25 protein-coding genes are annotated in these 23681 nt (G+C 73.2%); 16 read left to right on the forward strand and 9 right to left on the reverse strand.

Annotation, left to right across the window (positions count from 1 at the left end):
• Positions 1-5: 5 nt before the first annotated feature.
• The gene (locus EV376_RS04545) at positions 6-917 is read right to left on the reverse strand and encodes a rhomboid family intramembrane serine protease (RefSeq protein WP_130320895.1); all 912 of its coding nucleotides are present in this window, start codon (positions 915-917) and stop codon (positions 6-8) included.
• 52 nt (positions 918-969) lie between these two features.
• Entirely contained in the window at positions 970-1500 is a 531-nt protein-coding gene (locus EV376_RS04550; RefSeq protein ID WP_130320896.1) for a peptidylprolyl isomerase, read from the reverse strand.
• 59 nt (positions 1501-1559) lie between these two features.
• Between EV376_RS04550 and EV376_RS04555 the strand changes: the two genes are divergently transcribed.
• Positions 1560-2378, forward strand: coding sequence for a hypothetical protein (locus tag EV376_RS04555; RefSeq protein WP_130320897.1), 819 nt, complete (start codon positions 1560-1562; stop codon positions 2376-2378).
• 98 nt (positions 2379-2476) lie between these two features.
• On the opposite strand, the gene corA is transcribed toward EV376_RS04555, so the two are convergent.
• The 3 genes from corA to EV376_RS04570 all read right to left on the reverse strand — a co-directional run bounded on the left by corA (position 2477) and on the right by EV376_RS04570 (position 5605).
• Entirely contained in the window at positions 2477-3619 is a 1143-nt protein-coding gene (gene corA / locus EV376_RS04560; RefSeq protein ID WP_130320898.1) for a magnesium/cobalt transporter CorA, read from the reverse strand.
• Positions 3620-3961: 342 nt separating this feature from the next.
• Positions 3962-5056: an aminotransferase-like domain-containing protein gene (locus EV376_RS04565; RefSeq protein WP_130320899.1), complete on the reverse strand. Its 1095-nt coding sequence runs from the start codon at positions 5054-5056 to the stop codon at positions 3962-3964.
• Between the two features lie 156 nt (positions 5057-5212).
• Complete coding sequence (locus tag EV376_RS04570) at positions 5213-5605, reverse strand: CBS domain-containing protein (RefSeq protein WP_130320900.1); 393 nt, start codon at positions 5603-5605, stop codon at positions 5213-5215.
• 115 nt (positions 5606-5720) lie between these two features.
• On the opposite strand from EV376_RS04570, the gene EV376_RS04575 reads away from it, so the two are divergent.
• The 5 genes from EV376_RS04575 (at position 5721) to EV376_RS04595 (ending at position 9516) form a co-directional block, all read left to right on the forward strand.
• Complete coding sequence (locus EV376_RS04575) at positions 5721-6170, forward strand: NUDIX domain-containing protein (protein WP_130320901.1); 450 nt, start codon at positions 5721-5723, stop codon at positions 6168-6170.
• Positions 6167-6931, forward strand: coding sequence for a hypothetical protein (locus tag EV376_RS04580; protein WP_130320902.1), 765 nt, complete (start codon positions 6167-6169; stop codon positions 6929-6931). The genes EV376_RS04575 and EV376_RS04580 overlap by 4 nt, the downstream gene beginning before the upstream one ends.
• Positions 6932-7032: 101 nt before the next feature.
• Entirely contained in the window at positions 7033-7764 is a 732-nt protein-coding gene (locus EV376_RS04585) for a phosphocholine cytidylyltransferase family protein (RefSeq protein ID WP_130328516.1), read from the forward strand.
• The gene (locus EV376_RS04590; protein WP_130320903.1) at positions 7752-8819 is read left to right on the forward strand and encodes an iron-containing alcohol dehydrogenase family protein; all 1068 of its coding nucleotides are present in this window, start codon (positions 7752-7754) and stop codon (positions 8817-8819) included. Before EV376_RS04585 ends, EV376_RS04590 begins: the two co-directional genes overlap by 13 nt.
• Positions 8794-9516 carry a CDP-alcohol phosphatidyltransferase family protein gene (locus EV376_RS04595; RefSeq protein WP_130320904.1) on the forward strand — a complete coding sequence of 241 codons (723 nt, stop codon included), beginning with the start codon at positions 8794-8796 and terminating at the stop codon, positions 9514-9516. Before EV376_RS04590 ends, EV376_RS04595 begins: the two co-directional genes overlap by 26 nt.
• 16 nt (positions 9517-9532) lie before the next feature.
• Here the strand turns inward: EV376_RS04595 and EV376_RS04600 are convergent, their stop codons facing one another.
• Positions 9533-10792: a glycosyltransferase family 4 protein gene (locus EV376_RS04600; RefSeq protein ID WP_130320905.1), complete on the reverse strand. Its 1260-nt coding sequence runs from the start codon at positions 10790-10792 to the stop codon at positions 9533-9535.
• Between the two features lie 24 nt (positions 10793-10816).
• Here EV376_RS04600 and EV376_RS04605 point away from each other — a divergent pair, with 24 nt between their 5' ends.
• The 4 genes from EV376_RS04605 to EV376_RS04620 all read left to right on the forward strand — a co-directional run bounded on the left by EV376_RS04605 (position 10817) and on the right by EV376_RS04620 (position 15532).
• A complete protein-coding gene (locus EV376_RS04605) occupies positions 10817-11677 on the forward strand; it encodes a DNA-formamidopyrimidine glycosylase family protein (protein ID WP_130320906.1) in 861 nt (286 codons plus the stop codon).
• A gap of 265 nt (positions 11678-11942) precedes the next feature.
• Complete coding sequence (locus tag EV376_RS04610) at positions 11943-13514, forward strand: sugar transferase (protein ID WP_130328517.1); 1572 nt, start codon at positions 11943-11945, stop codon at positions 13512-13514.
• A gap of 39 nt (positions 13515-13553) precedes the next feature.
• Positions 13554-14780 carry a histidine kinase gene (locus EV376_RS04615; RefSeq protein WP_130320907.1) on the forward strand — a complete coding sequence of 409 codons (1227 nt, stop codon included), beginning with the start codon at positions 13554-13556 and terminating at the stop codon, positions 14778-14780.
• On the forward strand, positions 14777-15532 hold the full coding sequence (locus EV376_RS04620) for a LytR/AlgR family response regulator transcription factor (RefSeq protein ID WP_130320908.1): 756 nt from the start codon (positions 14777-14779) through the stop codon (positions 15530-15532). Before EV376_RS04615 ends, EV376_RS04620 begins: the two co-directional genes overlap by 4 nt.
• A 29-nt stretch (positions 15533-15561) precedes the next feature.
• On the opposite strand, the gene EV376_RS04625 is transcribed toward EV376_RS04620, so the two are convergent.
• A complete protein-coding gene (locus EV376_RS04625; protein WP_486482516.1) occupies positions 15562-16290 on the reverse strand; it encodes a prepilin peptidase in 729 nt (242 codons plus the stop codon).
• Positions 16291-16434: 144 nt separating this feature from the next.
• On the opposite strand from EV376_RS04625, the gene EV376_RS04630 reads away from it, so the two are divergent.
• The 6 genes from EV376_RS04630 to EV376_RS04655 all read left to right on the forward strand — a co-directional run bounded on the left by EV376_RS04630 (position 16435) and on the right by EV376_RS04655 (position 22557).
• Positions 16435-17100: a DUF5701 family protein gene (locus tag EV376_RS04630; RefSeq protein WP_130320909.1), complete on the forward strand. Its 666-nt coding sequence runs from the start codon at positions 16435-16437 to the stop codon at positions 17098-17100.
• Between the two features lie 258 nt (positions 17101-17358).
• Positions 17359-17781, forward strand: a complete 423-nt coding sequence (locus EV376_RS04635) for a DUF485 domain-containing protein (protein ID WP_486482861.1) — start codon at positions 17359-17361, stop codon at positions 17779-17781.
• A 1-nt stretch (position 17782) separates the two neighbouring features.
• Entirely contained in the window at positions 17783-19423 is a 1641-nt protein-coding gene (locus tag EV376_RS04640) for a sodium/solute symporter (protein ID WP_130320910.1), read from the forward strand.
• Positions 19424-19561: 138 nt separating this feature from the next.
• Positions 19562-20326 carry an ABC transporter ATP-binding protein gene (locus EV376_RS04645; RefSeq protein ID WP_130320911.1) on the forward strand — a complete coding sequence of 255 codons (765 nt, stop codon included), beginning with the start codon at positions 19562-19564 and terminating at the stop codon, positions 20324-20326.
• Positions 20311-21999 carry an ABC transporter permease gene (locus EV376_RS04650; RefSeq protein ID WP_130320912.1) on the forward strand — a complete coding sequence of 563 codons (1689 nt, stop codon included), beginning with the start codon at positions 20311-20313 and terminating at the stop codon, positions 21997-21999. The genes EV376_RS04645 and EV376_RS04650 overlap by 16 nt, the downstream gene beginning before the upstream one ends.
• A 66-nt stretch (positions 22000-22065) precedes the next feature.
• Positions 22066-22557, forward strand: a complete 492-nt coding sequence (locus EV376_RS04655; protein WP_130320913.1) for an SRPBCC family protein — start codon at positions 22066-22068, stop codon at positions 22555-22557.
• 106 nt (positions 22558-22663) lie between these two features.
• On the opposite strand, the gene EV376_RS04660 is transcribed toward EV376_RS04655, so the two are convergent.
• Positions 22664-22852 carry a DUF397 domain-containing protein gene (locus EV376_RS04660; protein ID WP_130320914.1) on the reverse strand — a complete coding sequence of 63 codons (189 nt, stop codon included), beginning with the start codon at positions 22850-22852 and terminating at the stop codon, positions 22664-22666.
• The gene (locus EV376_RS04665; protein WP_130320915.1) at positions 22849-23634 is read right to left on the reverse strand and encodes a Scr1 family TA system antitoxin-like transcriptional regulator; all 786 of its coding nucleotides are present in this window, start codon (positions 23632-23634) and stop codon (positions 22849-22851) included. The genes EV376_RS04660 and EV376_RS04665 overlap by 4 nt, the downstream gene beginning before the upstream one ends.
• Positions 23635-23681 lie beyond the last annotated feature (47 nt).

Genomic DNA, 23681 nt, shown 5'->3' on the forward strand with positions numbered 1-23681 from the left:
GGCGCTCAGGCGAGCAGGTAGGCGGTCCGGATCAGCGCCATGCCGACGAGCGCCAGGACGATCACCGCGCCGCCCGCCACCTGGACCAGCGTGCGCCGCGAGCGCGGGGCGTACGCGAGCACCAGGGCCATCAGGCCACCGATCACGAGCCCGCCCAGGTGACCCGGGATCGAGATGCCCGGCACGGTGACCGTGAGCACCAGGTTGATCACCAGGATCGGCAGGATCTGCGAGACGTCCCGGCCCAACCGGCGCCCGATGATGATCAGCGCGGCGAAGAGACCGAACACCGCGGTCGACGCACCGGCGGTGGGCCGGTTCTGCTCGGTGAAGAGGTAGGCGGCGACGTTACCGCCGAGCCCCGCGATCAGGTAGAGCGCGGCGAACCGCAGCCGGCCGAGCTGCGCCTCCAACGACCGGCCGAGCACCCAGAGCACCCACATGTTCAGCAGCAGGTGGATCACGCCGAAGTGCAGGAACATCGCGGTGATCAGGCGGTACCACTGGCCCTCCGCGATGCCGCCCACCGTCCCGTCGGGCAGGATCGCCGCGCCGAGCACCGAACCCCAGTTGGTCAGCGGCGTGCTCTCGCCGAGCAGCCCCCCGAAGCCACCGCCGCCGATCAGCGCGCCACCACTGCCGGAGGAGGCGATGGACAGCAACATCACCACTACGTTGATCGCGATCAACGCCTTGGTCACGTGGCCGTGGCGGCCGGCGGCACCGCCGCCGAAGGCGGTGCGCGCCGGCCGTACGCTGCGGCGCCCCTCGTTCACGCACTCCGGGCACTGGAAGCCGACCGACGCCTCGCGCATGCAGTCCGGGCAGATGACCCGGTCGCAGCGGTTACACCGGATGTACGCCTCCCGGCCAGGATGCCGGTAGCAGACCGGGGTGGTCGGCGGGGACTCGCTCATGTCCCGGTACCCGAGCGCTCAGTCATGCGAGCAAAGGTACCTCGCTGCCGCTTCAGGACCCGCTGCGCTCGATCTCGACCCGCTCGATGACCACATCCTGGAGCGGGCGGTCGGCGGGACTGGTCGGCGTGTTGGCGATCGAGTCGACGACCTTCGCCGACTGCTCGTCCGCGACCTGACCGAAGATCGTGTGCCGGTTGGTCAGGTGCGGCGTCGGCGCGACGGTGATGAAGAACTGCGAGCCGTTGGTGCCCGGGCCGGCGTTCGCCATCGCCAGCAGGTACGGCCGGTCGAAGCGCAGCTCGGGGTGGAACTCGTCGGCGAACGTGTAGCCCGGCCCGCCCCGGCCGGTGCCGGTCGGGTCGCCCATCTGGATCATGAAACCGCTGATCACGCGGTGCGAGATGGTGCCGTCGTAGTAGGGACCGCTGCCCGGCTGGCCGGTCCGCGGGTCGATGTACTGCTTCGCGCCCTCGGCCAGCTCCACGAAGTTGCGGACGGTCTTCGGCGCGTGGTTCGGAAACAGCTGCAGCCGGATTGGACCGGCGTTGGTGTGCAAGGTGGCGTAGACGTCGTCAGCCACGGGTACTCCTCACTCGTTGGTCAGTTCCATGCGGATCCTCCCATGTGCCCGATCTGGCCATGCGGAGGCATCCGAAGGTGGAGGATGACGGAGGACAACTCCCAGGAGGTGGGACCGTGTTTGGAATCGGGCGGCGCAAGACCCAGGGACAGCTCGCCAAGGCGGAGCTGAACCAGGGCTTCGGTCACCTGAGGCAGGCGGCGACGTACGCGGCGAAGGGCGCCGGCGGCACGGTCGGCCCGCGGGTCCGGGCGGCCCGGGGCGCGATCGCGCCGACCGCCCTCGTGGTGCGTGACCGGGCGTCCAGCGGTTACGCGTCGACCGTGGCGGCGCTGGCACCGCTGGCCCTCGCCCTCCGCGGCGTCCAGGCCGACGCGGCCGGCAAGGCCGTCACCGGGCGGAAGGCCGCCGCCGCCAAGCAGGCCGCCGTCAGCAGGAAGGTGAAGGCGAAGAACATGAAGGCAGCGCGCAAGAAGAAGTCCGGCCGGGGCGGAATGATGACCGGCCTCCTCGCCGCCGGCGCGGTGGCCGGCCTGGCCGGCGCGATGGCGATGCGGCGGCGCCGCGAGCAGCAGGAGTGGGCCGAGTACGACCCGACCCGCAACCTCGAACCGATGCGCGACGAGGTGGACACCATCGAGGTCAGCACCCGCACCCCCGCGGAGAAGGCGACCGGAGCGTCCACCATGTCCGGTGGGCCGACGGGCGCCGGCAGCTCGGCGGTGGCCGCCGGCAGCAGCGCCTCCACGACGAAGCCGGCCAAGCAGCCGGCGGTCCACGCCACGGACCAGGTCCCCTCGGTGGCCGAGGGTGCGACGGAGAAGTCCGGCCGCCCCGCCGACGACCTGACCAAGGCCATGAAGAACGGTCGCCGCTGACCCCAACGCCCCCGCGATCCCGCACTTGTGGCCCCACGTCCACGGCTGGTGCCGTACCCGTCGGGGCAGCAACTGCGAGATCGCGGGGGTGGCTTGGCTCAGAGCCAGCCGTTGCGGCGGAACCAGCGGTACAGGGCGAGCGAGATGGCGAGCATCACGGCCAGGACGGTCGGGTAGCCGTAGGTCCACGTCCGCTCCGGCATGAACTCGAAGTTCATGCCGTAGATGCCGGCAATGGCGGTCCAGACCGCCGCGATGGCCGCCCAGGCGGCAATCTTGCGCATGTCGTTGTTCTGGTCGACCGTGACCTGCGCCAACCGCGCCTGGAGAATCGAGTTGAGCAGGTCGTCGTACGAGTTGACCTGCTCGACCGTGCGGCTGAGGTGGTCCTGCACGTCCCGGAAGTAGCGGCGGATCTCCTTCGGCACGTCCCGGTTCATCTGCGCGGTGATCGTCATGAGCGGGCGCTGGAGCGGCATCACCGCCCGCTTGAACTCGACCAGTTCCCGCTTCATCTGGTAGATGCGCTGGATGCGGCCGCTCGACTGCCGGTCGAAGACCTCGGCCTCCAGCGTGTCGAGGTCGTCCTCCAGCTGGTCGGCCACCTCCAGGTAGAGGTCCACCACCCGGTCGGTGACCGCGTACGCGACCGCCCAGGGGCCGTGCAGCAGCAGCTCCCGCTTGGTCTCCAGGTCGGCCCGCACCGGCGCCAGCCGGCAGGCGTCCCCGTGCCGGACGCTGACCAGGAAGTTCGGCCCGATGAAGAGCAGCACCTGGCCGGTCTCGACGACCTCGGAGGTCTCGGTCAACTCGGTGTGCTCGCAGTAGCGGGCGGTCCGCAGCACCAGGAAGCTGACCTCGCCGAAGTGCTCCAGCTTGGGCCGCTGCTGGGCCTTGACGGCGTCCTCGACGGCCAGTTCGTGCAGGCCGTACGTGGCGGCGATCTCGGTCATCTCCGCCAGGTCGGGCTCGTGCAGGCCCAGCCAGACGAAACCGTCCGCCCGCCGCGCGGCGGCCAGCGCCTCCGCGTAGTGCCAGTCGCCCGGTTGGCGCTCACCGTCGACGTAGAGGGCGCAGTCGACGACCGCCGGACGGGGGGAGGCCGATTCGGCAGCCCGCGCGGACCCGTCGGGGTTGAGTCGGCGGGTCATGGCGCGCACCGGCGCAGCCCAGTCACGGGACCGGATCACCCGGCCGCCGCCCGGTGTCACCGTCCGTCCCCGCTCCGCCCGGTTCGCCATCACGCCCCCTTCCGCTCGTCGCCGCGTTGCAGGGTACGCCGCCGATGGCGGCACGGCCGGTGACGGAGAGCCACCAAGGCGGCACCGGGCGGGCCGAGCCGTGTCGGGGGGTGAGGGGAACGACACGGCCCACCCGGCACCTGTGGGGGCGGGGTGTTCTGCTGGTCGCGCCGCTCCACGTGCCGTGCGGGCCGGACGCCCGGGGCGTGCGACCGCCCGGTCCGGGGACCGGATCTCCACTACACGTGGTGAGTGACGCTCGCAGCATTGTGGGCCCGCGGCCGCCCCGGGGCGATACCCCGGGCGGCCGATACCGCCGTTCTGTCGGAAACCCGACAGAAATCAGCCGCGAACGGCCGCCATCGCCTCCGCGAGCCGGCGCACGCCCTCGTCGATCCGGTCCGCCGTCACCGCCGAGTACGCCAGCCGCAGCGCGTGCCGGCCCCCGTCGAGCACGAAGTCGCTCCCCTTCACGACGGCGACCCCACGTTCGGCCGCCGCCGGGGCGAGCCGGTCCACGTCGACGTCCTCGGGCAACTCCACCCAGAGGAAGTAGCCGCCGTCCGGCTCGACGAAGCGCGCCTCCGGGATGTGCCGGCGCAGCGACTCGCCGAGCACGCGGGCCCGCTCACCGAGGGCCCGGCACACCGTCTCGATCGAACGGTCGATGTCCCCGGAGACGCAGAACTGGTGCACGATCGCCTCGGACACCATGCCCGGGGAGATGTAGAGGCTGGTCGCCTTCTTCGCGATGTCGGCGATCAGGTCGGCCGGGCCGACCAGGTACCCGACCCGGACGCCCGGGCAGACCGTCTTGGTGAAGCTGGAGGCGTGCACCACCAGGTCGCGGGTGTCCAGCGAGAGCATCGACGGCAGCGCCTCGCCCCGGAACCTGATGTCGGCGTACGGGTCGTCCTCGAAGATCGTGAACCCGTACTCGGCGGCGAGGTCGAGCAGCTCCCGCCGCTTGTCCAGGCTGAGCGTCACACCCGCCGGGTTCTGGTAGTTCGGGATGACGTGCGCCAGCCGGGGACGCACCCCGGACTCCAGCAGCTTGCGCAGCTCGGCGGTGTCCAGCCCGTCCGGCTGGATGGTGATCCCGTGCAGGTCGCCGCCCATCCGCTTGAGGTTGAGCAGGGTCCGGTCGTACGTCGGGCGCTCCACCACCACCGCGTCACCGGGGCGGACCAGGTGGTCGAAGAGGAAGGCGTCGGCCTGCAGCGAGCCGTTGGTGACCAGGACCTGGTCGGCCCGCACCCCGTGCTTCTCCGCGATCCACTCGCGCAGCGGGAGGTAACCGACGGAGGTGCCGTACGCCGTCACCCCGGCGGGGTCGGCGTCGAACGCGCGGACGGCGGCGGCCTTGAGCCCCTCGACATCCACGATGTCCAACGAGGGAGCGCCACGGGCGAAGGAGATCAGCTGCTCGGCGGTCATGGCTGTTCAGCGTACGGAAGGCGCCGGGGTGTGCGCGGTCGGCACGGCGATGTCCGCATCCTGAGCCACCGGGTCGGGTGACCGGCGCCGACCGCCGGCCGACAGATCGGACCGGACGGCCGAGCGCATCGTGCCGCGCCGAGGCGGAGCCTCCGCTCAGCCGGTGCCGACCATCCGGCTGGCCGCCCAGACCCGCATGATGTCCCGGACCGAGATCACGCCGGCGACCTCGCGCCCGTCGAGCACCACCAGGTGCCGGAAGCCCCCGTTGGCCATCGCGGCGGCCGCCTCCTCGACCGTCCACTCCGGCCCCGCGTACACCACGTCCCAGGTCAGGTGGTCGCCGGTGCGCTCGACGTCGCAGTCCAACCCGGCGCCGATCGCGTTGAGCACGTCCCGTTCGGTCATGATCCCGATCCCCTCGGAATCCGGGTCGATCACGACCGCCGACCCGATCCCCCGGGCCGACATCATCTGGGCCGCCTGGCGGAGCGTGTGCTCCGGGCCGACCACGAGCACCTGGCTGGACATCGCTTCCCGAACCTGCATCACGCATCACCCCTGTGGGACGGCGGCACCCGGTAGGGAACATGGTGCGCCTGAGGCCTTTCCGGGACAAGACCGCTCAGGACCGCGATCCCACCCGGCTCGCTACTGTCGAGGCGTGTCCACCGAGCCCCTGCGCTGCGCGGGCGCGCTGATCGTCGACGACGACGGCCGCCTGTTCATTCAACGACGGTCCCCGGACCGGAGCATTTTTCCCAATTGCTGGGATGTCGTAGGTGGTCACCTCGAACCGGGCGAGGAGGTCGAGGACGCGCTGCGCCGGGAGGTGACCGAGGAGACCGGCTGGACGGTCGCCCAGGTGCTCGCCCAGGTCGGCGAGTACCGGTACGTCGCCGACGACGGGTTGGAGCGGATCGAGAGCGACTGGCTCGTCCGCGTCGACGGCGACCTGCGGCGGCCGACCCTGGAGGCCGGCAAGCACACCGAGTTCCGCTGGCTCACCGAACAGGACCTCGATCTGCTCGACGAACACCGGGACGTCAACGACGGCCTGATCCGCCGGATCGCGGAGGACGCCTTCGCCCTCCTGCGGGCGATCGGTTCGTGACCGACATCGTCGACCTCGCGCCGCACCGGTTCGCCGGGCTGGTGGCGCCGGCGGTCGACCGGGCCTTCGTCGCCGTCATGCGGGCCACCCGGGAGGCTGGCGGCGCCGACCTGAGCCAGCGGTACGGCGGCCCGGACGCCACGGGTTTCCTGGTGGAGTTCCGCACCCGGCTGGCCGCGCCCGGCGGCACGGTGGACGGAGCCGGCTTCGCGGCGGCCACCCGGTACCGGGACCCGGCCGGCTGCCGGCGGGCGCTGGACCGGCACGTCGCGCACGGGATGGTCCACCGGCACGGGGACGGGGCGATCACCGCCACCGAGCGCGGGCTGGCGTTCCTCGACGACCTGTGGCAGCTGCACGCCGAGGTGACCGGGCAGCTCTGGGCGGGGCACCCGGATCGGGTGCGGTGCCTGGTCGAGGCGCTCGGCCGGGTGCTCGCGTACGGCCTGGTGCTCGCCGAGGAGGAGGGTTCCCCGGGTGCCTTCACCGCGCTGGCGCCACCCCACGAGCCGGGCGGCACCCCGCCCGGCGTGCTGCTGCTCAACCGGCTCGGGACGCTGCGCTACCACCGGGCCGACGCGCACGCGGCGGCGTGGGCGTCCGCCGGGCACACCGCGGCGAGCATCGTGGCGCTGGCCGACGGGCCGGAGCGCCGCGCCATCGAGCTGGAGACCGACCGGCGGGCGGCCGGCCCGTTCGTCGTGCTGACAGCGGAAGAGCGCCTGGCGATGCTCGCCGACCTCGCGGCCCTGCCCGGCTGACCCCCGAGGTCCGGCCGCCCGGTCCGGTTGCCGGTGGCGGGCCGGACCGGCGGCGCTATCCTCCTCCGGTGAGCGCCAGACGAACGGGACACGAGGCCGGCATGGTCGGGATGGTGCTGGCCGCCGGCGCCGGGCGCCGCCTGCGCCCGTACACCGACACCCTGCCCAAGGCCCTGGTGCCGGTCGACGGCGAGACCACCATCCTCGACATCGCGCTGCGCAACCTCGCCGAGGTCGGCCTGACCGAGATCGTCATCGTGGTGGGCTACGCCGCCGACGCGGTCCGGGAGCGCCAGGCCGACCTGGAGAAGCGGTACGACGTCACGATCACCCTCGTGCACAACGACAAGGCCGAGGAGTGGAACAACGCGTACTCGCTCTGGCTGGCCCGGGAGTGGTTCGCCCGGGGTGTCCTGCTGGTCAACGGCGACACCGTGCACCCGGTCAGCGTGGAGAAGACGCTGCTGGCCGAACGCGGGCCGGGCGTCCTCCTGGCGATCGACACGATCAAGCCGCTGGCCGAGGAGGAGATGAAGACGACCTTCGACGCCGCCGGCCAGCTGACCCGGATCACGAAGCTGATGGACCCGGGCGAGGCGTACGGGGAGTACATCGGCGCGACGCTGATCGAGCCGCACGTCGCCGGGCCGCTCGCCGACGCGCTGGAGGCGACCTGGCGGCGGGACCCGGACCTCTACTACGAGGACGGCTACCAGGAGTTCGCCGACCGGGGCGGTGAGGTCCGGGCGGCGCCGATCGGCGACGTCTCCTGGGTCGAGGTCGACAACCACGACGACCTGGCCCGGGCATGGGAGATCGCGTGCCGCTACTAGCCCGTAGTGTGCTGACGCCGCTGCACATCGAGGTGCGGCGGGGCGCCGTGGCGGACCTCGGTGCGATCCTCGCCGACGGCCGGATCTCCGCCGGCGGTGACGTCGCGGTGGTGGTCGGGCCGGGGCAGGGGGAGAAGGTCGCCGACCTGGTCCGGCCGACCCTGCGACCGGCCGACGTGTTCACCGTCACCGGCGGGACGCTGGACGCCGCCGACGACCTCGGCGGCAAGCTCCGGGCACGGTCGTACGACGCGGTGGTCGGCATCGGCGGCGGCAAGACCATCGACGTGGCGAAGTACGCGGCCACCCGCCGCGGCCTGCCCATGGTCTCGGTGGCGACGAGCCTCGCCAACGACGGGATCGCCTCGCCGGTGGCCAGCCTGATCACGGACGGGATCAAGGGCTCCTACGGGGTGCACATCCCGATCGCGGTGATCGTGGACCTGGACTTCGTGGAGGCCGGCCCGGAGCGGCACAACCGGGCCGGCGTCGGTGACGTGGTCAGCAACATCAGCGCGTTGGCCGACTGGGAGCTGGCCCGACAGGTACGCGGTGAGCCGTTCGACGGGCTGGCCGCCTCGCTCTCCCGCGCGGGCGCCGAAGCGCTGATCAACCACCCGGGCGACATGAGCGACGACGCCTTCGTCACGGTGCTGGCCGAAGCGCTGATCTCCAGCGGGCTGGCGATGGCGATCGACGGCACCAGCCGGCCGTGCAGCGGCGGCTGCCACGAGATCATGCACGCCATCGACGCGCTGCACCCGGGCACCGCCTCGCACGGCGAGCTGGCGGGGCTCGGCGCGCTCTTCTGCACCTTTCTGCGGGGTGACGAGCGGCGCTTCGTCGAGATGTCGGCCTGCCTGGCCCGACACGGCCTGCCCCGGCTCCCCGCCGACGTCGACCTGACCGACGAGCAGTTCGTCGAGGCGGTGCAGTTCGCCCCACGCACCCGGCCGGACCGGTACACGATCCTCGAACACCTGGCGCTGTCGCCTACCGAGACGCGGGATCGGCTGGCAGACTACGCCGGTGCAATCCGCGACCACCTTGGCTGAGGCTCGTCCCACCGTCGCCGACTTCTACCGGGTCAACCGGGGCGGCGGGCTGTTCAGCGAGTCGGTCAGTCAGTGGCTGGGCGCGGTCTTCGCGCTGATCGCCCAGCGCCTCGGGCTGCGACCCACCGCGCTGACGATCGCCAACCTGGTGCTCGGGCTGGCCACCTCGGTGGCCGTGGTGGCGCTGGCCGAGCCGGTCGCCGAGGGTCGGCTACCGGCCTGGCTCGTCGGCCTGGTGGCGCTGGTCGGCTGGCAGGTCGCGTACGCGCTGGACTGCGCGGACGGGCAGCTCGCCCGGGTGACCGGCCAGGGCAGCGCGGCCGGCGCCCGGGTGGACGTGCTCTGCGACGTCGCGGCCCAGATCGCCCTGGTCGCGGCGCTCGCCGCGACCGCCGTGGCGCAGTCCCCGTCGACGCCGGCCTGGTTGATCGCGGCGTTCGCCGGCACCTGGATGGTCAACCTGGTCACCTCGGTGATGCAGGCCGGCCCGAACGCGGCCAGCATGGTCCAGTCGACCTCGCTGCCCGTACGCCTGGTGAAGCTGGTCCGCGACTACGGTGCGGTGATCCTGGTGGCCGCGCTGGTGCTGCTCTTCGCGCCGGCCCTGACCTGGTGGGTGGTCGTCGCGTTCGCCGTGGTCAACGGTGGCTTCCTGCTGGCGAGCATCGCCTTCTCCGCCCGCGCGTCGCTCCGCTGACCGCGGCTCCCGCCGGTCACGGGCGGGCGGCGACGGCGGCGTAGATGTCGATGAGGCGCTTCGTGACCACGTCGGGGTGGAACGTGCGCTCGTAGCGGGAGCGGGCGGTCGGCGCCAGGGCGGCGGCGTTGGCGGCGGCCACCGGCAGCGCGCCGGCCAGCGCGGCCGGCTCCGGCGGCACCACCCAGCCCGCCTCCCCGGTGACGATCCCGGCCGGCAGCGGCGGCACGCCGTCGCCCGGGACGGCGGAGTGGTCGGCCGCCGGGCCGGTGCCGGCCGGCTCGCGCGGGGCGTCGGCGCCGACCAGGTACGGGATGCCACCCAGGGCGGTGCCGAGCACCGGCCGGCCGGCGGCCAGCGCCTCGATGATCACGGTCGGCAGCACGTCGTGCCAGGTCGAGGTGGCCAGCACCACGGCGCTGGCCACCAGCGCGCCGCGCACCCCGGCCCGGTCCAGCGGACCGAGGAAGGTGACGTCCGCCCGCTCCGCCGCGGCCGCCTCGACCAGCGGCCGCAGTTCGCCGTCACCGGCGATGCGCAGCGGCCCCAGGGCGCCGTCCGGGTGCCGGCGCCAGGCGTCCAGCAGCAGTCCCAGCCCCTTCTCCGGGCTGAGCCGGCCCAGGAAGAGGAAGCCGGCGCCGAGCGGCGCCGGAGCGCCCGGGTCGGGGATCCCGTTCGGCTTCACCACGATCCGCTCGTCCGGAATGCCGTAGTCCCGCAGGTGGTCGGCGACCGCCGTGGTGAGCGCGATGAACCGGTCCACCGACCGCCAGGTGCCCCGGTGCACGGCGAGGGTCGTCGCCATCAGCGCGCTCTGCGCCCGGGAGCCCCGGTAGCAGCGGTGCACGACGGCCGGGACGCCCAGCGCCCGACCCCGGCAGTCCTGGCAGATCATGCCGTCCCGGAAGTAGAGCCCCGAGGAGCAGACCTGCCGGTAGTTGTGCACCGTCTGCACCACCGGCACGCCGTGCCGGTGCGCGGTCCGCACCACCCAGGGCGAGAGCAGCGGGTACGGGTTGTGCAGGTGCAGCACGTCCGGACGGTGCTCGGTGAGCAGCCGGGCCAGTTCCTGCTGGGCGCGGGGCGCGTAGATCGGGGAGATCGGCAGCAGCGCCTTCGCCGACCGGGACATCGACGGGATCTCGTCCGAGCTGCGCAGGAAGGGCAGCACCTCGACCCCGGCGGCGGTCAGCTGGGCGATCTCGGCGTCGACGATCGTGTTCTCGCCGGACGGCTGGGCCTCCCGGTACCGGTTGTGCGCCACCACGATTTTCATGAGATTGGAGGCTACCGTTGGCTGGTGCCCGAACTACCGGAGGTTGAGGCGCTCGCGGAGTACCTGCGCCAGCGCGCGGTGGGCCGGCGTGTCGACCGCCTGGAGGTCGCCGCGATCAGCGCCCTGAAGACGTACGACCCGGCCCCCACGGTCGCCGCCGGCCGGGAGGTCACCGACGCCCGCCGGCACGGCAAGTTCCTCGACGTGGTGCTCGGTGACGACCTGCACGTGGTGGTCCACCTCGCCCGCGCCGGGTGGCTGCACTTCCGGGAGGCGTTCCCGTCGAGCGCACCGCTGCGCCCCGGCAAGGGTCCGGTGGCGCTGCGCGTACGCCTCGACGACGGCTCCGGGTTCGACCTGACCGAGGCCGGCACGCAGAAGAGCCTGGCCGTGTACCTGGTGGCCGAGCCCGGGGAGGTGCCCGGGGTGGCCCGGCTCGGCCCGGACGCGCTCGCCGTCGACCCGGCCGCCTTCGCCGAGCGGATCCGCAGCCGCAAGGGTCAGGTCAAGGGCGTGCTGACCGATCAGACGGTGCTCGCCGGGGTGGGGAACGCGTACTCCGACGAGATCCTGCACGCGGCGAAGCTGTCGCCGTTCGCGCTGACCAACCGGCTGACCGACGAGCAGCTCGCGGCCCTCCACGCCGCGACCCGGGACGTGCTCTCCGACGCGGTGTCCCGATCGGTGGGGCAGCGGGCGGCGGAGCTGAAGGGCGAGAAGCGGTCGGGGCTGAAGGTGCACGCGCGGACCGGGCTGCCCTGCCCGGTGTGCGGCGACACCGTCCGCGAGGTCTCGTTCGCCGACTCCAGCCTCCAGTACTGCCCGACCTGTCAGACGGGCGGGAAGCCGCTCGCGGACCGACGGTTGTCCCGGTTGGTACGGTGAGTGACGATGCTCACCCGTTACGGAGAGGAATCGGCCTGCGCGCGACGAAGGTCGGACTCGTGGCTCCACTACGGCCCCCATCCATCGGTATAGTGGCCCGGTCCCCGGCTCCTGAAAGGTCCGGAGCCGGCCAGATGCCACGTGCCACCTCCCGGACGCCAGGTCCTTCCGGACCGCGTCCGAGCGGGGTGGCCGCGTGGGAGACTGGGACGGTGGGCGACGTGGATCCTCACGCGGAGTGAGCGATCGCGTCATGCGGGAGGACATGGGTGAGGTGACGACAAGCCTCCAGCGCCCGGTAACCAACGAAGGCCGGAGCAAAACCGTGCGGCACGTCGACAGCTTCGAGATCCAGCCGCCGACACCGCCGTCCCACAACGGCGTACCCCGGTCGGCCTGGGCGCGCGCCCGGCGTCGGGTTTCCCGCTGGCACCGCCCGTACACGTCGGCGCTCCTGCTGCTGGACTTCGCCGCGGCGGCGTTCGCCAGCTACACCGCGATCCGGACCTTCGACCAGGCCACCGCCGGCTTCCACGCGGCCGACGACGACCCGACCTGGTTCTTCACGGTGGCGTTCGTGCTGCTGCCGCTCGGCTGGGTGGTCAGCCTCTGGTTCAACCGCGCCTACGACCGGCGCTACCTCGGGCTCGGGCCGGACGAGTTCAAGCGGGTGGTCCGCGGCGGCGTGGCGGTCTGCGCGACGGTCTCCTTCCTCGCGTTCGCCACCAAGACCGACCTGTCCCGGTTCACCGTCGGCACCGCGCTGCTCCTGGCGTTGCTGCTGATCCTGCTGGGGCGCACCCTGGCCCGGTTCGTGCTGCACGTGATCCGCCGCAACGTCGGCCAGGCCGGGCACCGGATGGTGCTGGTGGGCAACCTGCCGGAGTGCCTGGAGGTCTACCGCTCGGTCACCCGCAGCCCGACCGCCGGCCTGGTGCCGGTCGCCATCCACCTCACCGACGGGTACGCGGCCGCGCGGGGCATGGAGACGCCGGTCCCGATCTACGCGGGACGGGACATCCTCGCCCTGGTCCGTGAGGTCGGCGGCGACACCATCGCGGTCTGCGGGTCGGCCAGCTCGGAGCCCGGCGAGCTGCGCCGGCTGGCCTGGCAGTTGGAGGGCTCCGGCGTCGACCTGGTGGTGGCTCCGCAGCTGACCGACATCGCCGGCCCCCGGGTGCACATCCGGCCGATCGAGGGCCTGCCGCTGCTGCACGTGGAGGAGCCGACCCTGTCCGGGCCGGCGCTGCTGGCGAAGAACCTCCTCGACCGGGTGGCCGCCGGTCTCGGGCTGCTGGCGCTCCTGCCGCTGTTCATCGCGATCGCGATCGCGATCCGGATCTCCGACCCGGGCCCGGTCTTCTTCCGGCAGCCCCGGGTCGGCCACGAGGGGCGGACCTTCCGGGTCTGGAAGTTCCGCACGATGTACGTCGATGCCGAGGACCGGCTGGCCGGCCTGGTCGACCAGAACGAGACCGACGGCATGCTCTTCAAGATCAAGCAGGATCCGCGGGTGTTCCCGGTCGGCCGTTTCCTGCGGGCCTCGTCCCTGGACGAGCTGCCCCAGCTGATCAACGTGCTGAAGGGCGAGATGTCGCTGGTCGGGCCCCGCCCGCTGCCCGCCGACGACGGCGACTTCCTCGGCGACGTGCGGCGGCGGCTGCTGGTCAAGCCCGGCATGACCGGCCTCTGGCAGGTCTCCGGCCGCTCCGACCTCTCCTGGGACGAGGCCGTCCGCCTCGACCTCTACTACGTCGACAACTGGTCGCTGGCGTACGACCTCAGCATCCTGTGGCGCACGGTAGGGGTGGTGCTCGCCCGCAAGGGCGCGTACTGACCCCTTGGCGGAGCGGCCCGGACCCGTCAGGATCGCCCCGTGGGTGGCAATCTCTCGACCGTCGTCGGCGTCGTCTCGCTGGTCACCGCACTGGCAGCGGCCGTGTACGCCGTGGTGCGGCTGCGCGGTCGCCGGGGCATCGCCACCGCCACCCAGCGGGCCACGTACGAGGTGCTGCACACCGCCGGGCTGGCCGCCGAGCCGCTGCGCACCGGGCTCACCGCCGCGAACGCGGCGAAGGCCGTACGCCACCTGCGGGCCCTGGTCGGTGCGGTCGGGTTGGCGCTGACCGACCCGACCGGACTGCTCGCCCTCGACGGACGCGGCAGCCACCACGAGGTCCAGCTGGTCGCCGCGGCCCGGCGGGTGGTGGCGGCCGGCCGGTCGACCGTCCTCGGGGAGGCGGAGCTGCGCTGCGACCGGGTGGACTGCCCGGTCCGGGGCGCGGTGGTCGCGCCGCTGGCCGGCGTGGACGGGCGGGTGATGGGCGCGCTGCTCGCCGTGGCGGACGGGGCGCCCGCGCCGGGCCTGGTCCAGGCGACGCTGGAGACCGCGCACTGGGCCGGCAACCAGCTCGCCCTCGCCGAGCTGGACTCCTCCCGGGAGCGGCTGGCCCGCGCCGAGATCCGCGCGCTGCGGGCGCAGATCAGTCCGCACTTCATCTACAACGCGCTCACCGCGATCGGCTCCTTCGTCCGCACCGACCCGGACCGGGCGCGGGAGCTGATCCTCGAGTTCGCCGAGTTCACCCGCTACTCGTTCCGGGCGCACGGCGAGTTCACCACGCTCGCCGAGGAACTGCGCTCGATCGACCGCTACCTGATGATCGAGCGCGCCCGCTTCGGCGACCGCCTCCAGGTCCGGTTGCAGATCGCGCCCGAGGTGCTGCCGGTGACCCTGCCGTTCCTCTGCCTCCAACCACTGGTCGAGAACGCCGTCCGACACGGGTTGTCCCGCAAGCCCGGCACGGGCATGGTGAGCATCGAGGCCCGCGACGCGGGCACCGAGTGCCACATCACGGTGGAGGACGACGGAGTGGGGATGGATCCGGCCGCGCTGACCGCCGGCATCGCCGACCTGGCCGCCGCGACGAGCGATCCGGGGGACGACCCGGGCGGCCACGTCGGCCTCTCCAACGTCGACGAGCGGCTCCGCTCGGTCTTCGGGGACGGTTTCGGCCTGGTCGTGGAGACGGGCCTCGGTTCCGGTACGAAGGTGAGCATGCGGGTGCCGAAGTTCCACCCGGGCGTACGGGCGGGGTCGTGAGCGGTTTCCTGCGGGTGCTGGCCGTCGACGACGAGCCGCCGGCGCTGGACGAACTGGCGTACCACCTGCGGGCCGATCCGCGGGTGGCCCGGCTGCACACCGCCGGCGACGCCACCGAGGCGCTGCGGGTGCTCCGCGACGACGACGTGGACGTGGTGTTCCTCGACATCCGGATGCCCGGTCTGGACGGCATGGAGCTGGCCCGGGTGCTGCGGCGCTTCGCCCGGCCCCCGGCGATCGTCTTCGTCACCGCGTACGACGACGGCGCGGTGGACGCGTTCGACCTGGGCGCGACGGACTACGTCCGCAAGCCGGTGCGGGCCGACCGGCTGGCCGAGTCGCTGCGCCGGGTGATGGGCTCGCGGGTGGTGCCCACGCACCCGGCGGCGCTGGGCCGGGCCGAGGAGGACCCGACGATCCCGGTGGAGCTGGCCGGGACCACCCGGATGCTGCCCCGCTCGGCGGTGCGCTGGGTGGAGGCGCAGGGCGACTACGCACGGCTGCACACCGCCGACGGCTCCCACCTGGTCCGGGTGTCGCTGGCGACGCTGGCCGAGCGGTGGGCTGACGCCGGTTTCGTCCGGATCCACCGCTCCTACCTGGTGCAGTTGAAGCTGATCGCCGAGCTGCGGCTGGTCAACTCGGGCTATGTGGTGGTGGTGGACTCGACCGAGCTGCCGGTCAGCCGGCGGCACACCCGGGAGTTGAAGGACAAGCTGGTCCGGGCCGCCAAGCAGAACTGGAGCCGCTGAGTCCGGTTGCCGGCCGGGCCGGCTGGGCACTACGGCGCGCCGACGAGCATCGCGAGGAGCGCGGCGCCGAGCATCGCCGGCCCGTACGGGACGGGCGTGCGCCAGCCGGCGCGGCGGGTGAGCAGGAGGCCGCCGACGAACGGCAGGTTCACCAGCGGGGCCAGCAGGACGCCGAGCGCCACGGTGGGCCACCCCAGCCAGCCGAGGTGCAGGCCGAGGACGGCGCCGAGCTTCACGTCACCGAAGCCCAGCGGGGAGCGGGGCAGCAGCGCGAGGGTGCCGTACCCGACGGCGCAGAGCACGGTGGCGAGCAGGGCGCGGACCAGCGCGGGGACGGCCTGCCCGGCGAGCGGCAGGAACGCCGCCCCGCCCAGGAACGCTGCCCCCACGAGCGGGTCGGGCAGCCGCAGCACCCGCAGGTCGACCAGGGCGAGCGGCACGGCGAGCGCGGCCAGCAGCAGGAACGCCGGCAGCGCCGTGCCCGGGCCCACGGAGACCGCGGCGATCCCGCACGTGCCGGCCGAGAGCGGAACGGTGACCGCGCGTCCCGGACGGGGTCGCCGCCCGCACCCCGCGCATCGGCCGGACGACCGCCACCAGGGCGGCCTCGTGGCTCCGCACCGGGGGCACGCGGTGCGCCAGGGCGGCTTGGGCCGGCCGTCCGGCCAGGCCACCGCGTACCGGTCGACCAGCCCGGGGACCAACATCCCCCAGGCGGCCCCGGCGACGGTGGCGGCGGCCACGAGGGGGAGCAGCACGGCGCGGATGCTATCCACGCCGGTCGACTTGCACCGGCCCGCTGCGGGATTCCGGGCGGAACGGCCCGAGGCCGCCCGGATCTTGTTTGGCGAAGCTGGTCGTACGGCGTACGGTAGGGCGTACGACTGCTGGGAGGGGACGCCGTGACCGAGACCCGATTCGACGCGGGGACCGAGTTCGACCGCCAGGTGGACCGGCTCGTGGAGCTGGGCTACCCGGCCCTCGCCGGACGGAGCCCGGAGGACTTCCGCGAGCTGGTCGCCCCGCTGCGGGCGGCAGCGGTGGCCGGCGCCGCCGGCCTGCCCGGCCCGGCCGAGGGCCGCGTGCCGTTCCTGCTGGTCGTGACGCGCGACCTGGTGCCGGTCGAGGCCCGCGTCCCGCTGACCACGCTGGCCGGCAAGAGCAAGCCGGGAAGCATCGTCGAGAAGCACTTCCCCGACGGCGACCTGGCCCGCTTCGACCCGATCAAGGAGTTGGCGGTGCCGGCCGGGCCGGCGTACCTCCTCTTCGACGTCGACCGCGGCGAGGAGACCCGCAACCTGGCCCCCGCGAAAGCCATGGAGGTGATCACCGGCCAGGGCCGGCTGCCGCTCACCATCGACGAGGGGCTGGCCTTCGTCACGCTGCACCCGCCGGCGCTGGCGAAGAACAAGTGCTTCTCGCTGGTCGGCTCCCGCTGCGGAGACAAGCGGGTACCCGCGATCTGGATCAGCCAGGGCGCGCCGAAGCTGGGCTGGTGCTGGTGGGGCAACCCGCACACCTGGCTCGGCTCCGCCTCCGCCCACCCGGTCCGGGTCGGCCTGGAGTAACCCGCACCGGTGGGCGCGGCCGGTTCCGGCCGTCGCCCACCACGAAGCCACCCCGTCGCCGCAGGTCACCGAGCAAACGACAGAAGTTATCCACAGGGGTGACGCGTTCTCCACAGGTTCTCCACAGCGCGCCCTCGCAGCCCTTGACATTCCCGGTGATCGGGTGAGACTTCCGGGGTGACCGCTGCCGACGATCCCGTCCCGGCGCCCGGCGCGGGAACATGGTCCGGAGCGCCCCGGCCCGACGACACCGGCCGGGTGCCGGCGCAGGCCGGCCCGCCAGGGCACGGCAACTCGCCGGGACCGACCGGACCGCCGCCGCGGACCCGGATCGTGCTGGCCGACGTGGTGCGCCGCGAGTCCCGCAGCGAACGCACCCGCACCGAGCTGGCCCAGCAGACCCGGGTCGGCGAGGCGCTGGTGCGCGGGCTGGTCCGGGCGCAGCTCGCCCTCGCGTTGCGGCTATCGCTGGTGGTGGCGGTCGGGCTGGGCGGTCTGCCCTGTCTGTTCGCGATCGCACCCTCGGTCGGCCGGGTCACCGTGCTCGGGGTGAACCTGCCCTGGCTGCTGCTCGGGGTGGCCTCCTTCCCGTTCCTGGTCGCCGTCGGCTGGGCGTACGTGCGGCTCGCCGAGCGCAACGAGCAGGACTTCACCGACCTGGTCCAGCGGCCGGAGCGCTGAGGTGGGCAACGAGTACGTGATCCCCGCGATCGTCGCGGTCACCCTGGTCACCGTGGCGATCGGCTTCTACGGCCTGCGCCTCGCCCGCACCACGTCGGACTTCCTGGTCGCCTCCCGGGTCGTCAGCCCGACGTGGAACGCCGCCGCGATCGGCGGCGAGTACCTGTCGGCGGCGAGCTTCCTCGGCATCGCGGGCCTGATCCTCAAGTACGGCGTCGAGGTCCTCTGGTACCCGGTCGGCTTCGCCGCCGGCTACCTCGCGCTGCTGCTGTTCGTCGCCGCGCCGCTGCGCCGCTCCGGCGCGTTCACCCTGCCCGACTTCTGCGAACTGCGGCTCGGCTCGCGGTGGCTGCGCACCCTCGCCACGGTCTTCGTGATCTTCATCGGGTGGCTCTACCTCGTCCCCCAGTTGCAGGGCGCCGGGCTGACGCTGGCGACGCTCGTCGGTTCCCCGTACCCGGTGGGCGCGCTGCTGGTGGCCGTGGTGGTCACCGCGAACGTGGCGCTCGGCGGCATGCGCGCGATCACCTTCGTCCAGGCGTTCCAGTACTGGCTGAAGCTGACCGCGCTCGCCGTACCCGCGATCTTCCTCGCGCTCCAGTGGCAGGCCGACGCCCGCCCGGCGGTGACCCCGCCCGACGGGCCGGCGTTCCGCACCGCGACCACCGTCGTGGTCGAGCACCCCGCGACGCTCACCCTGCCCGGCGGCGAGAAACGGGAGGTACGCCCCGGCGACGAACTGACCTTCGCGGCGGGCGACCCGGTGCCGGAGGTGTCCGGGGTGGACACCGACGCGGCCGACTGGCTGCTGCCCAGCACCGCCGGTGACGACGACCAGGGGCTGTTCGCCACGTACTCGCTGATCCTCGCCACGTTTCTCGGCACCATGGGCCTGCCGCACGTGCTGGTCCGCTTCTACACGAACCCCGACGGCGCGGCCGCCCGGCGAACCACCCTCGTCGTGCTGGCCCTGGTCGGCGCCTTCTACCTGCTCCCCACGATCTACGGGGTGCTCGGCCGGATCTACACGCCGCACCTGCTGGTAACCGGGCAGACGGACGCCGTCGTGGTCCTGCTGCCGGGCGCGGCGCTGGGGGACGGCACCACCGGCCGGCTGCTCGCCGCGCTGGTCGCCGCCGGGGCGTTCGCGGCGTTCCTCTCCACCTCGTCCGGTCTGCTCACCAGCGTCGCCGGCGTGATCTCCACCGACGTGCTGGGCCGCGGGTCGGTGCACGGCTTCCGGGTGGCCACGCTGATCGCCGGCACGGTTCCGGCGGTGCTCGCCGTCAACATCCCTGGCCTGGCCGTGTCGCAGGTCGTGGGCCTGGCGTTCGCGGTGGCCGCATCGAGCTTCTGCCCGCTGCTGGTCCTCGGCATCTGGTGGCGGGGGCTGACCGACCTCGGGGCCGCCGCCGGGGTGCTGGTCGGCGGCGGTGCCGCGATCGGGGCGGTGCTGGTGACCGTGCTCGGCCCTCCGCTGTCGGGCTGGCCGGCCACGCTCATCGCGCAGCCGGCCGCCTGGACGGTGCCGCTCGCCTTCACCGTGATGGTGGCGGTGTCGATGGCCACCCGCCGCCGCGTCCCGGCCGGCGTCGGCACCACCATGCTCCGCCTGCACACCCCCGAGGCGCTGCGGCTGTAGCCGGGCCGCAGCAGCCGCGCGGACGGGACGGCGACGCACGGCCCCGGTTGCGCCGCGGCCGGGTACGCCTCGGGTAGGACGCCGGATCATCCTGGAGCGGGAGCGGCCCGCTGGCCGGTGCCGGATACGGTCGTAACCATGACTGCTGAGCACCCCGCCCTAGCGCTGCGCGGTCTGGCCAAGCGCTTCGACAGCAAGGTGGCCGTGGCCGGCGTCGACCTCGACGTTCCGGCCGGGTCGTTCTACGGGCTGCTCGGCCCGAACGGCGCCGGGAAGACCACCACGCTGTCGATGGCGGTGGGTCTGCTCCGGCCGGACGCCGGGGGCGCGTGGGTGCTCGGGCACGACGTCTGGGCCGACCCCGTCCGGGCGAAGCAGCTGCTCGGGGTCATGCCCGACGGCGTACGCCTCTTCGACCGGCTGAGCGGGGCGGAGCTGCTCGCGTACCACGGTCTGCTGCGCGGCATGGACCCGGCGGTGGTCGACCAGCGCGCGGCCGAGTTGCTGGACGTCCTAGCGCTCGGCGACGCCGGGCGCACCCTGGTGGTCGACTACTCGGCCGGCATGAAGAAGAAGATCGGCCTGGCCTGCGCGCTGCTGCACGGGCCCCGGCTGCTCGTGCTGGACGAGCCGTTCGAGGCGGTCGACCCGGTGTCGGCGGCGTTGATCCGGGACATCCTCCAGCGGTACGTGGCCGGTGGCGGCACGGTCGTCTTCTCCAGTCACGTGATGGAGGTCGTGGAGCGGCTCTGCTCGCACGTCGCGATCCTCGCCGCGGGCACCATCAAGCGGGTCGGCACGCTCGACGAGGTCCGCGGGGGCCGCTCCCTGGAGCAGGTCTTCGTCGAGGTCGTCGGCGGGCGCACGGCGACCGGCGAGGAGCTGGCGTGGCTGTCGCGGTGACCGAGCCGGTGGGGTCGGCCCGGCGGGTCTCCGCCCGCCACTTCGTGCGGCTCAAGCTGCGCGTGATGGGCAACAACTTCCGGGGCCAGGGCTGGCGGATCGCGCTGTTCGTGGTGGGCGTGCTGGTCGGCCTCTGGTTCGCCGTGGGCGGGTTCTTCCTCTTCGCCGCCCCCGGCCTCGCCGACGGCGACCGGTACGCGCTGCTGGTCGCGGCGCTCGGCGGCGGCCTGCTGGTGCTGGGCTGGCTGCTGCTGCCGCTGGTCTTCTTCGGCGTCGACGAGACGCTCGACCCGGCCCGGTTCGCGCTGCTTCCGCTGTCCCGCCGGACGCTGGTGACCGGTCTGTTCGCGGCGGCGCTGGTCAGCGTGCCGGCGGTCGCGGTGCTGCTGGCGCTCGCCGGGCTGGTCGTCACGGCGGGTGCGCTCGGCGGGTGGTCCGCCGCCCTGGTCCAGGCGGTCGGGGTGGCCGGCGGCCTGCTGCTGTGTGTCGCCGCCGCCCGCGCGGTGACCAGCGCCTTCGCCACCATGCTGCGCTCCCGCCGGGTCCGCGACCTGGCCGCGGTGCTGCTGGCCGTGGCCGCCGCGCTGCTCGGTCCGCTGCAGATCGCCGCGACCACCGCGCTGCGCGACGCGGACTGGGACCGGTTCACCTCGGTGGCGACCGTGGTCGGCTGGACGCCGTTCGGCGCACCGTGGACCGCCGGCATCGACGTGGCCCAGGGGCGGGTGTGGGCCGCGCCGGTCAAGCTGCTGATCACCGCGCTCGCGGTGGTGGCGCTGCTGGCGTGGTGGTCCCGCTCGCTGGAGTCGGCGATGGTCGGCGCGGCGAGCAGCGGCCGGGCACCGGCCCGCGCGGCGACGGCCGGCACCGCCGTCGCCCAGTTCTTCCCCCGGCCGCTCGGCTGGCTGCCCCGGACCCGGTTCGGCGCGCTGGTGGGGCGGGAGGCGCGGTACTGGTGGCGGGACGCCCGGCGCCGGGCGAACCTGATCACGCTGGCGGTGGTCGGGCTGTTCGTGCCGGCCATGGTCAACCTGGGTGGCGCCAACGTGATCGAGGGCAACGGTGGCTTCGGCGCTCCGGACACCTCGTCCCCGGTGCTGGTCAGCCTGTCCATGCTGTTCGTCGGCGTCCTCGCCGCGGTCACCCTGGCCAACCAGTTCGGCTTCGACGGCAGCGCGTACGCGGCGAACGTCGTCGCCGGTGTGCCGGGCAAGGTGGAGCTGCGCGCCCGGATGGCGGCCTTCTCGCTCTACGTGCTGCCGCTGGTCGTGGTCGTCTCCGTGGTGCTCGCGCTGATCCTGGGCCGGCCGGGCTGGATCGGGATGACGGCCGGAAGCCTGCTCGCCACGTACGGCGTGGGGCTGGCCGTCAACACCTTCCTGTCGGTGCTCGGGGCGTACTCGCTGCCGGAGACGAGCAACCCGTTCGCGTTGAACAGCGGCGCCGGCGTGGCCCGCAGTTTCCTGGCCCTGCTGTCGATGGTCGCCTCGGCGGCCCTGGCGGTCCCGATGGTGGTGGCCGCCGCGCTGCTCGGCGACGTGTGGCTCTGGCTGGCCCTGCCGGTCGGCGCGGCGTACGGGCTGGGGGCGGCACTGCTCGGCGCGTACCTGGCCGGCGACGTGCTGGACCGCCGCCAGCCGGAGCTCCTGGCAACGGTCACCCCCCGCCGCTGACGCATCGGCGGCACCGACCCGGCCGGCGGCCGCACGTGGCTTGCCGGGTGGCGGCACAATGCCGGGATGCCTGTCGTCGAGGCGGTCACCACCGTGCCGGTCCCATCCGAGTTGGCCTTCGCGGTGTCCCAGACCACCGCACCAGTGCGCTACCGCTGGGACCCGTTCGTCCGCGAGCAGCACTTCCTCGACGGCGCGACCCGACCGGGCAAGGGTGTGCGGACCTTCACCCGCTCCCGGCACGGTCTCGTGATGGTCAGCGAGTACGTCTCCTTCGCGCCGCCGACCAACGTCGGCATGAAGATGGTGCGCGGGCCGTGGTTCTTCGAGATGTTCGCCGGTGGGTGGCGGTTCGCCCCGGCGGCGGAGCCGGGCAACACCGTCGCCACCTGGCGGTACAGCTTCCGTTGCCGGCCGGGCTTCCTGCGTCCGGTCGCCGACCGGGTCGGGGTCTGGCTGCTCGGGCGGGACATCCGCCGCCGGATCGCCGGGTACGCAGCCGGCTGCGCCGACCCGGAGGTGCTCGACGCGGCCCGCCGATCACTGACGCCCGACTGAACCGCCCGCCTCGCACCGGCAGCCACGCATGATCGGATGATGCTCTGCTGGAGCGAATGCCGGGGTTCAGCCCAGCAGGACGTCATCTGATCACCGTGACGCCCGCTCAGCGTGCCTTCGCGCGGGAGATGAACGCGCGCCAGGCATCGGGGCGGAACGTGAGCGTGGGGCCGGACCGGTCCTTGCTGTCCCGCACCAGCACGACCCCCGGCAGATTGTCCGCCACCTCGACACAGTTGCCGCCCGAGTCGGTGGATCGGGTTGACGTGCGCCAGCGGGGTGCGGCAGCGGTCATGGCGTCACCTTCAGCTTCCGGATCAGTTCCAGCGAAGCGCTCGTGGACAACGCTTCGCCCAGCAGGCTATCCCACTTGCGGTCGATCAGACGGACCGTCTCGGGGTCGTTCATGACGTGTCCACGGGCGGCGTTCTCCAGGTAGACCGCCCGCTCGCCGTCCGACAGCTCGACCAGCACGAAGCCCCCACCGAGACCCACGTGCTGGCCGACGGCGAGCGGCAGGATGTGCAGCCGGACGTGCGGCAACTCGGCCGCCTCCAGCAGGCGGCCGAGCTGCGCGTCGAGCACGGCCGGGCCGCCGACCGGCCGGCGCACCGCCGTCTCGTCGAGCAAGAAGGCGGCCTGCGGTGGGGCTTCCCGGTCAAGCAGTCGTTGCCGTTCCAGGCGCAGCGCGACCAGCTCGTCCACCGTGGCCGGCGGGTGCAGTCCGCCGGCCGAGATTACCGCCCGCGCGTACTCCTCCGTCTGAAGCAGGCCGGGCACCAGGCAGGGCTCGAAGGCGCGCAGCCGGCTCGCCTCCTGCTCGTAACCCCGCCACGGCACGAACCAGGAGGGGCCGCGCTCCCGGTCGGCCGCCTTGAGCAGCTCGGCGAGGAGGCCGCCGGTGCCCAGAGCCTCGTCGGCGGCGACCGCCAACTCCATGGTCGGCCGACGCCGGCCGGTCTCGATGGCTGCGACGGTGGACGGGCTCCACTTGATCAGGGCGGCGAGGCCCTCCTGGGAGACGTTGGCAGCGGCGCGGGCGGCCTTCAGGGCCCGGATCCACATCTCGACGTTCATCCTTACCTCTCCGGTAAGTAAGTGACCGCGGTCCGTAGTAAGCCCTG

The organism is Micromonospora sp. CNZ295 (assembly GCF_004217535.1).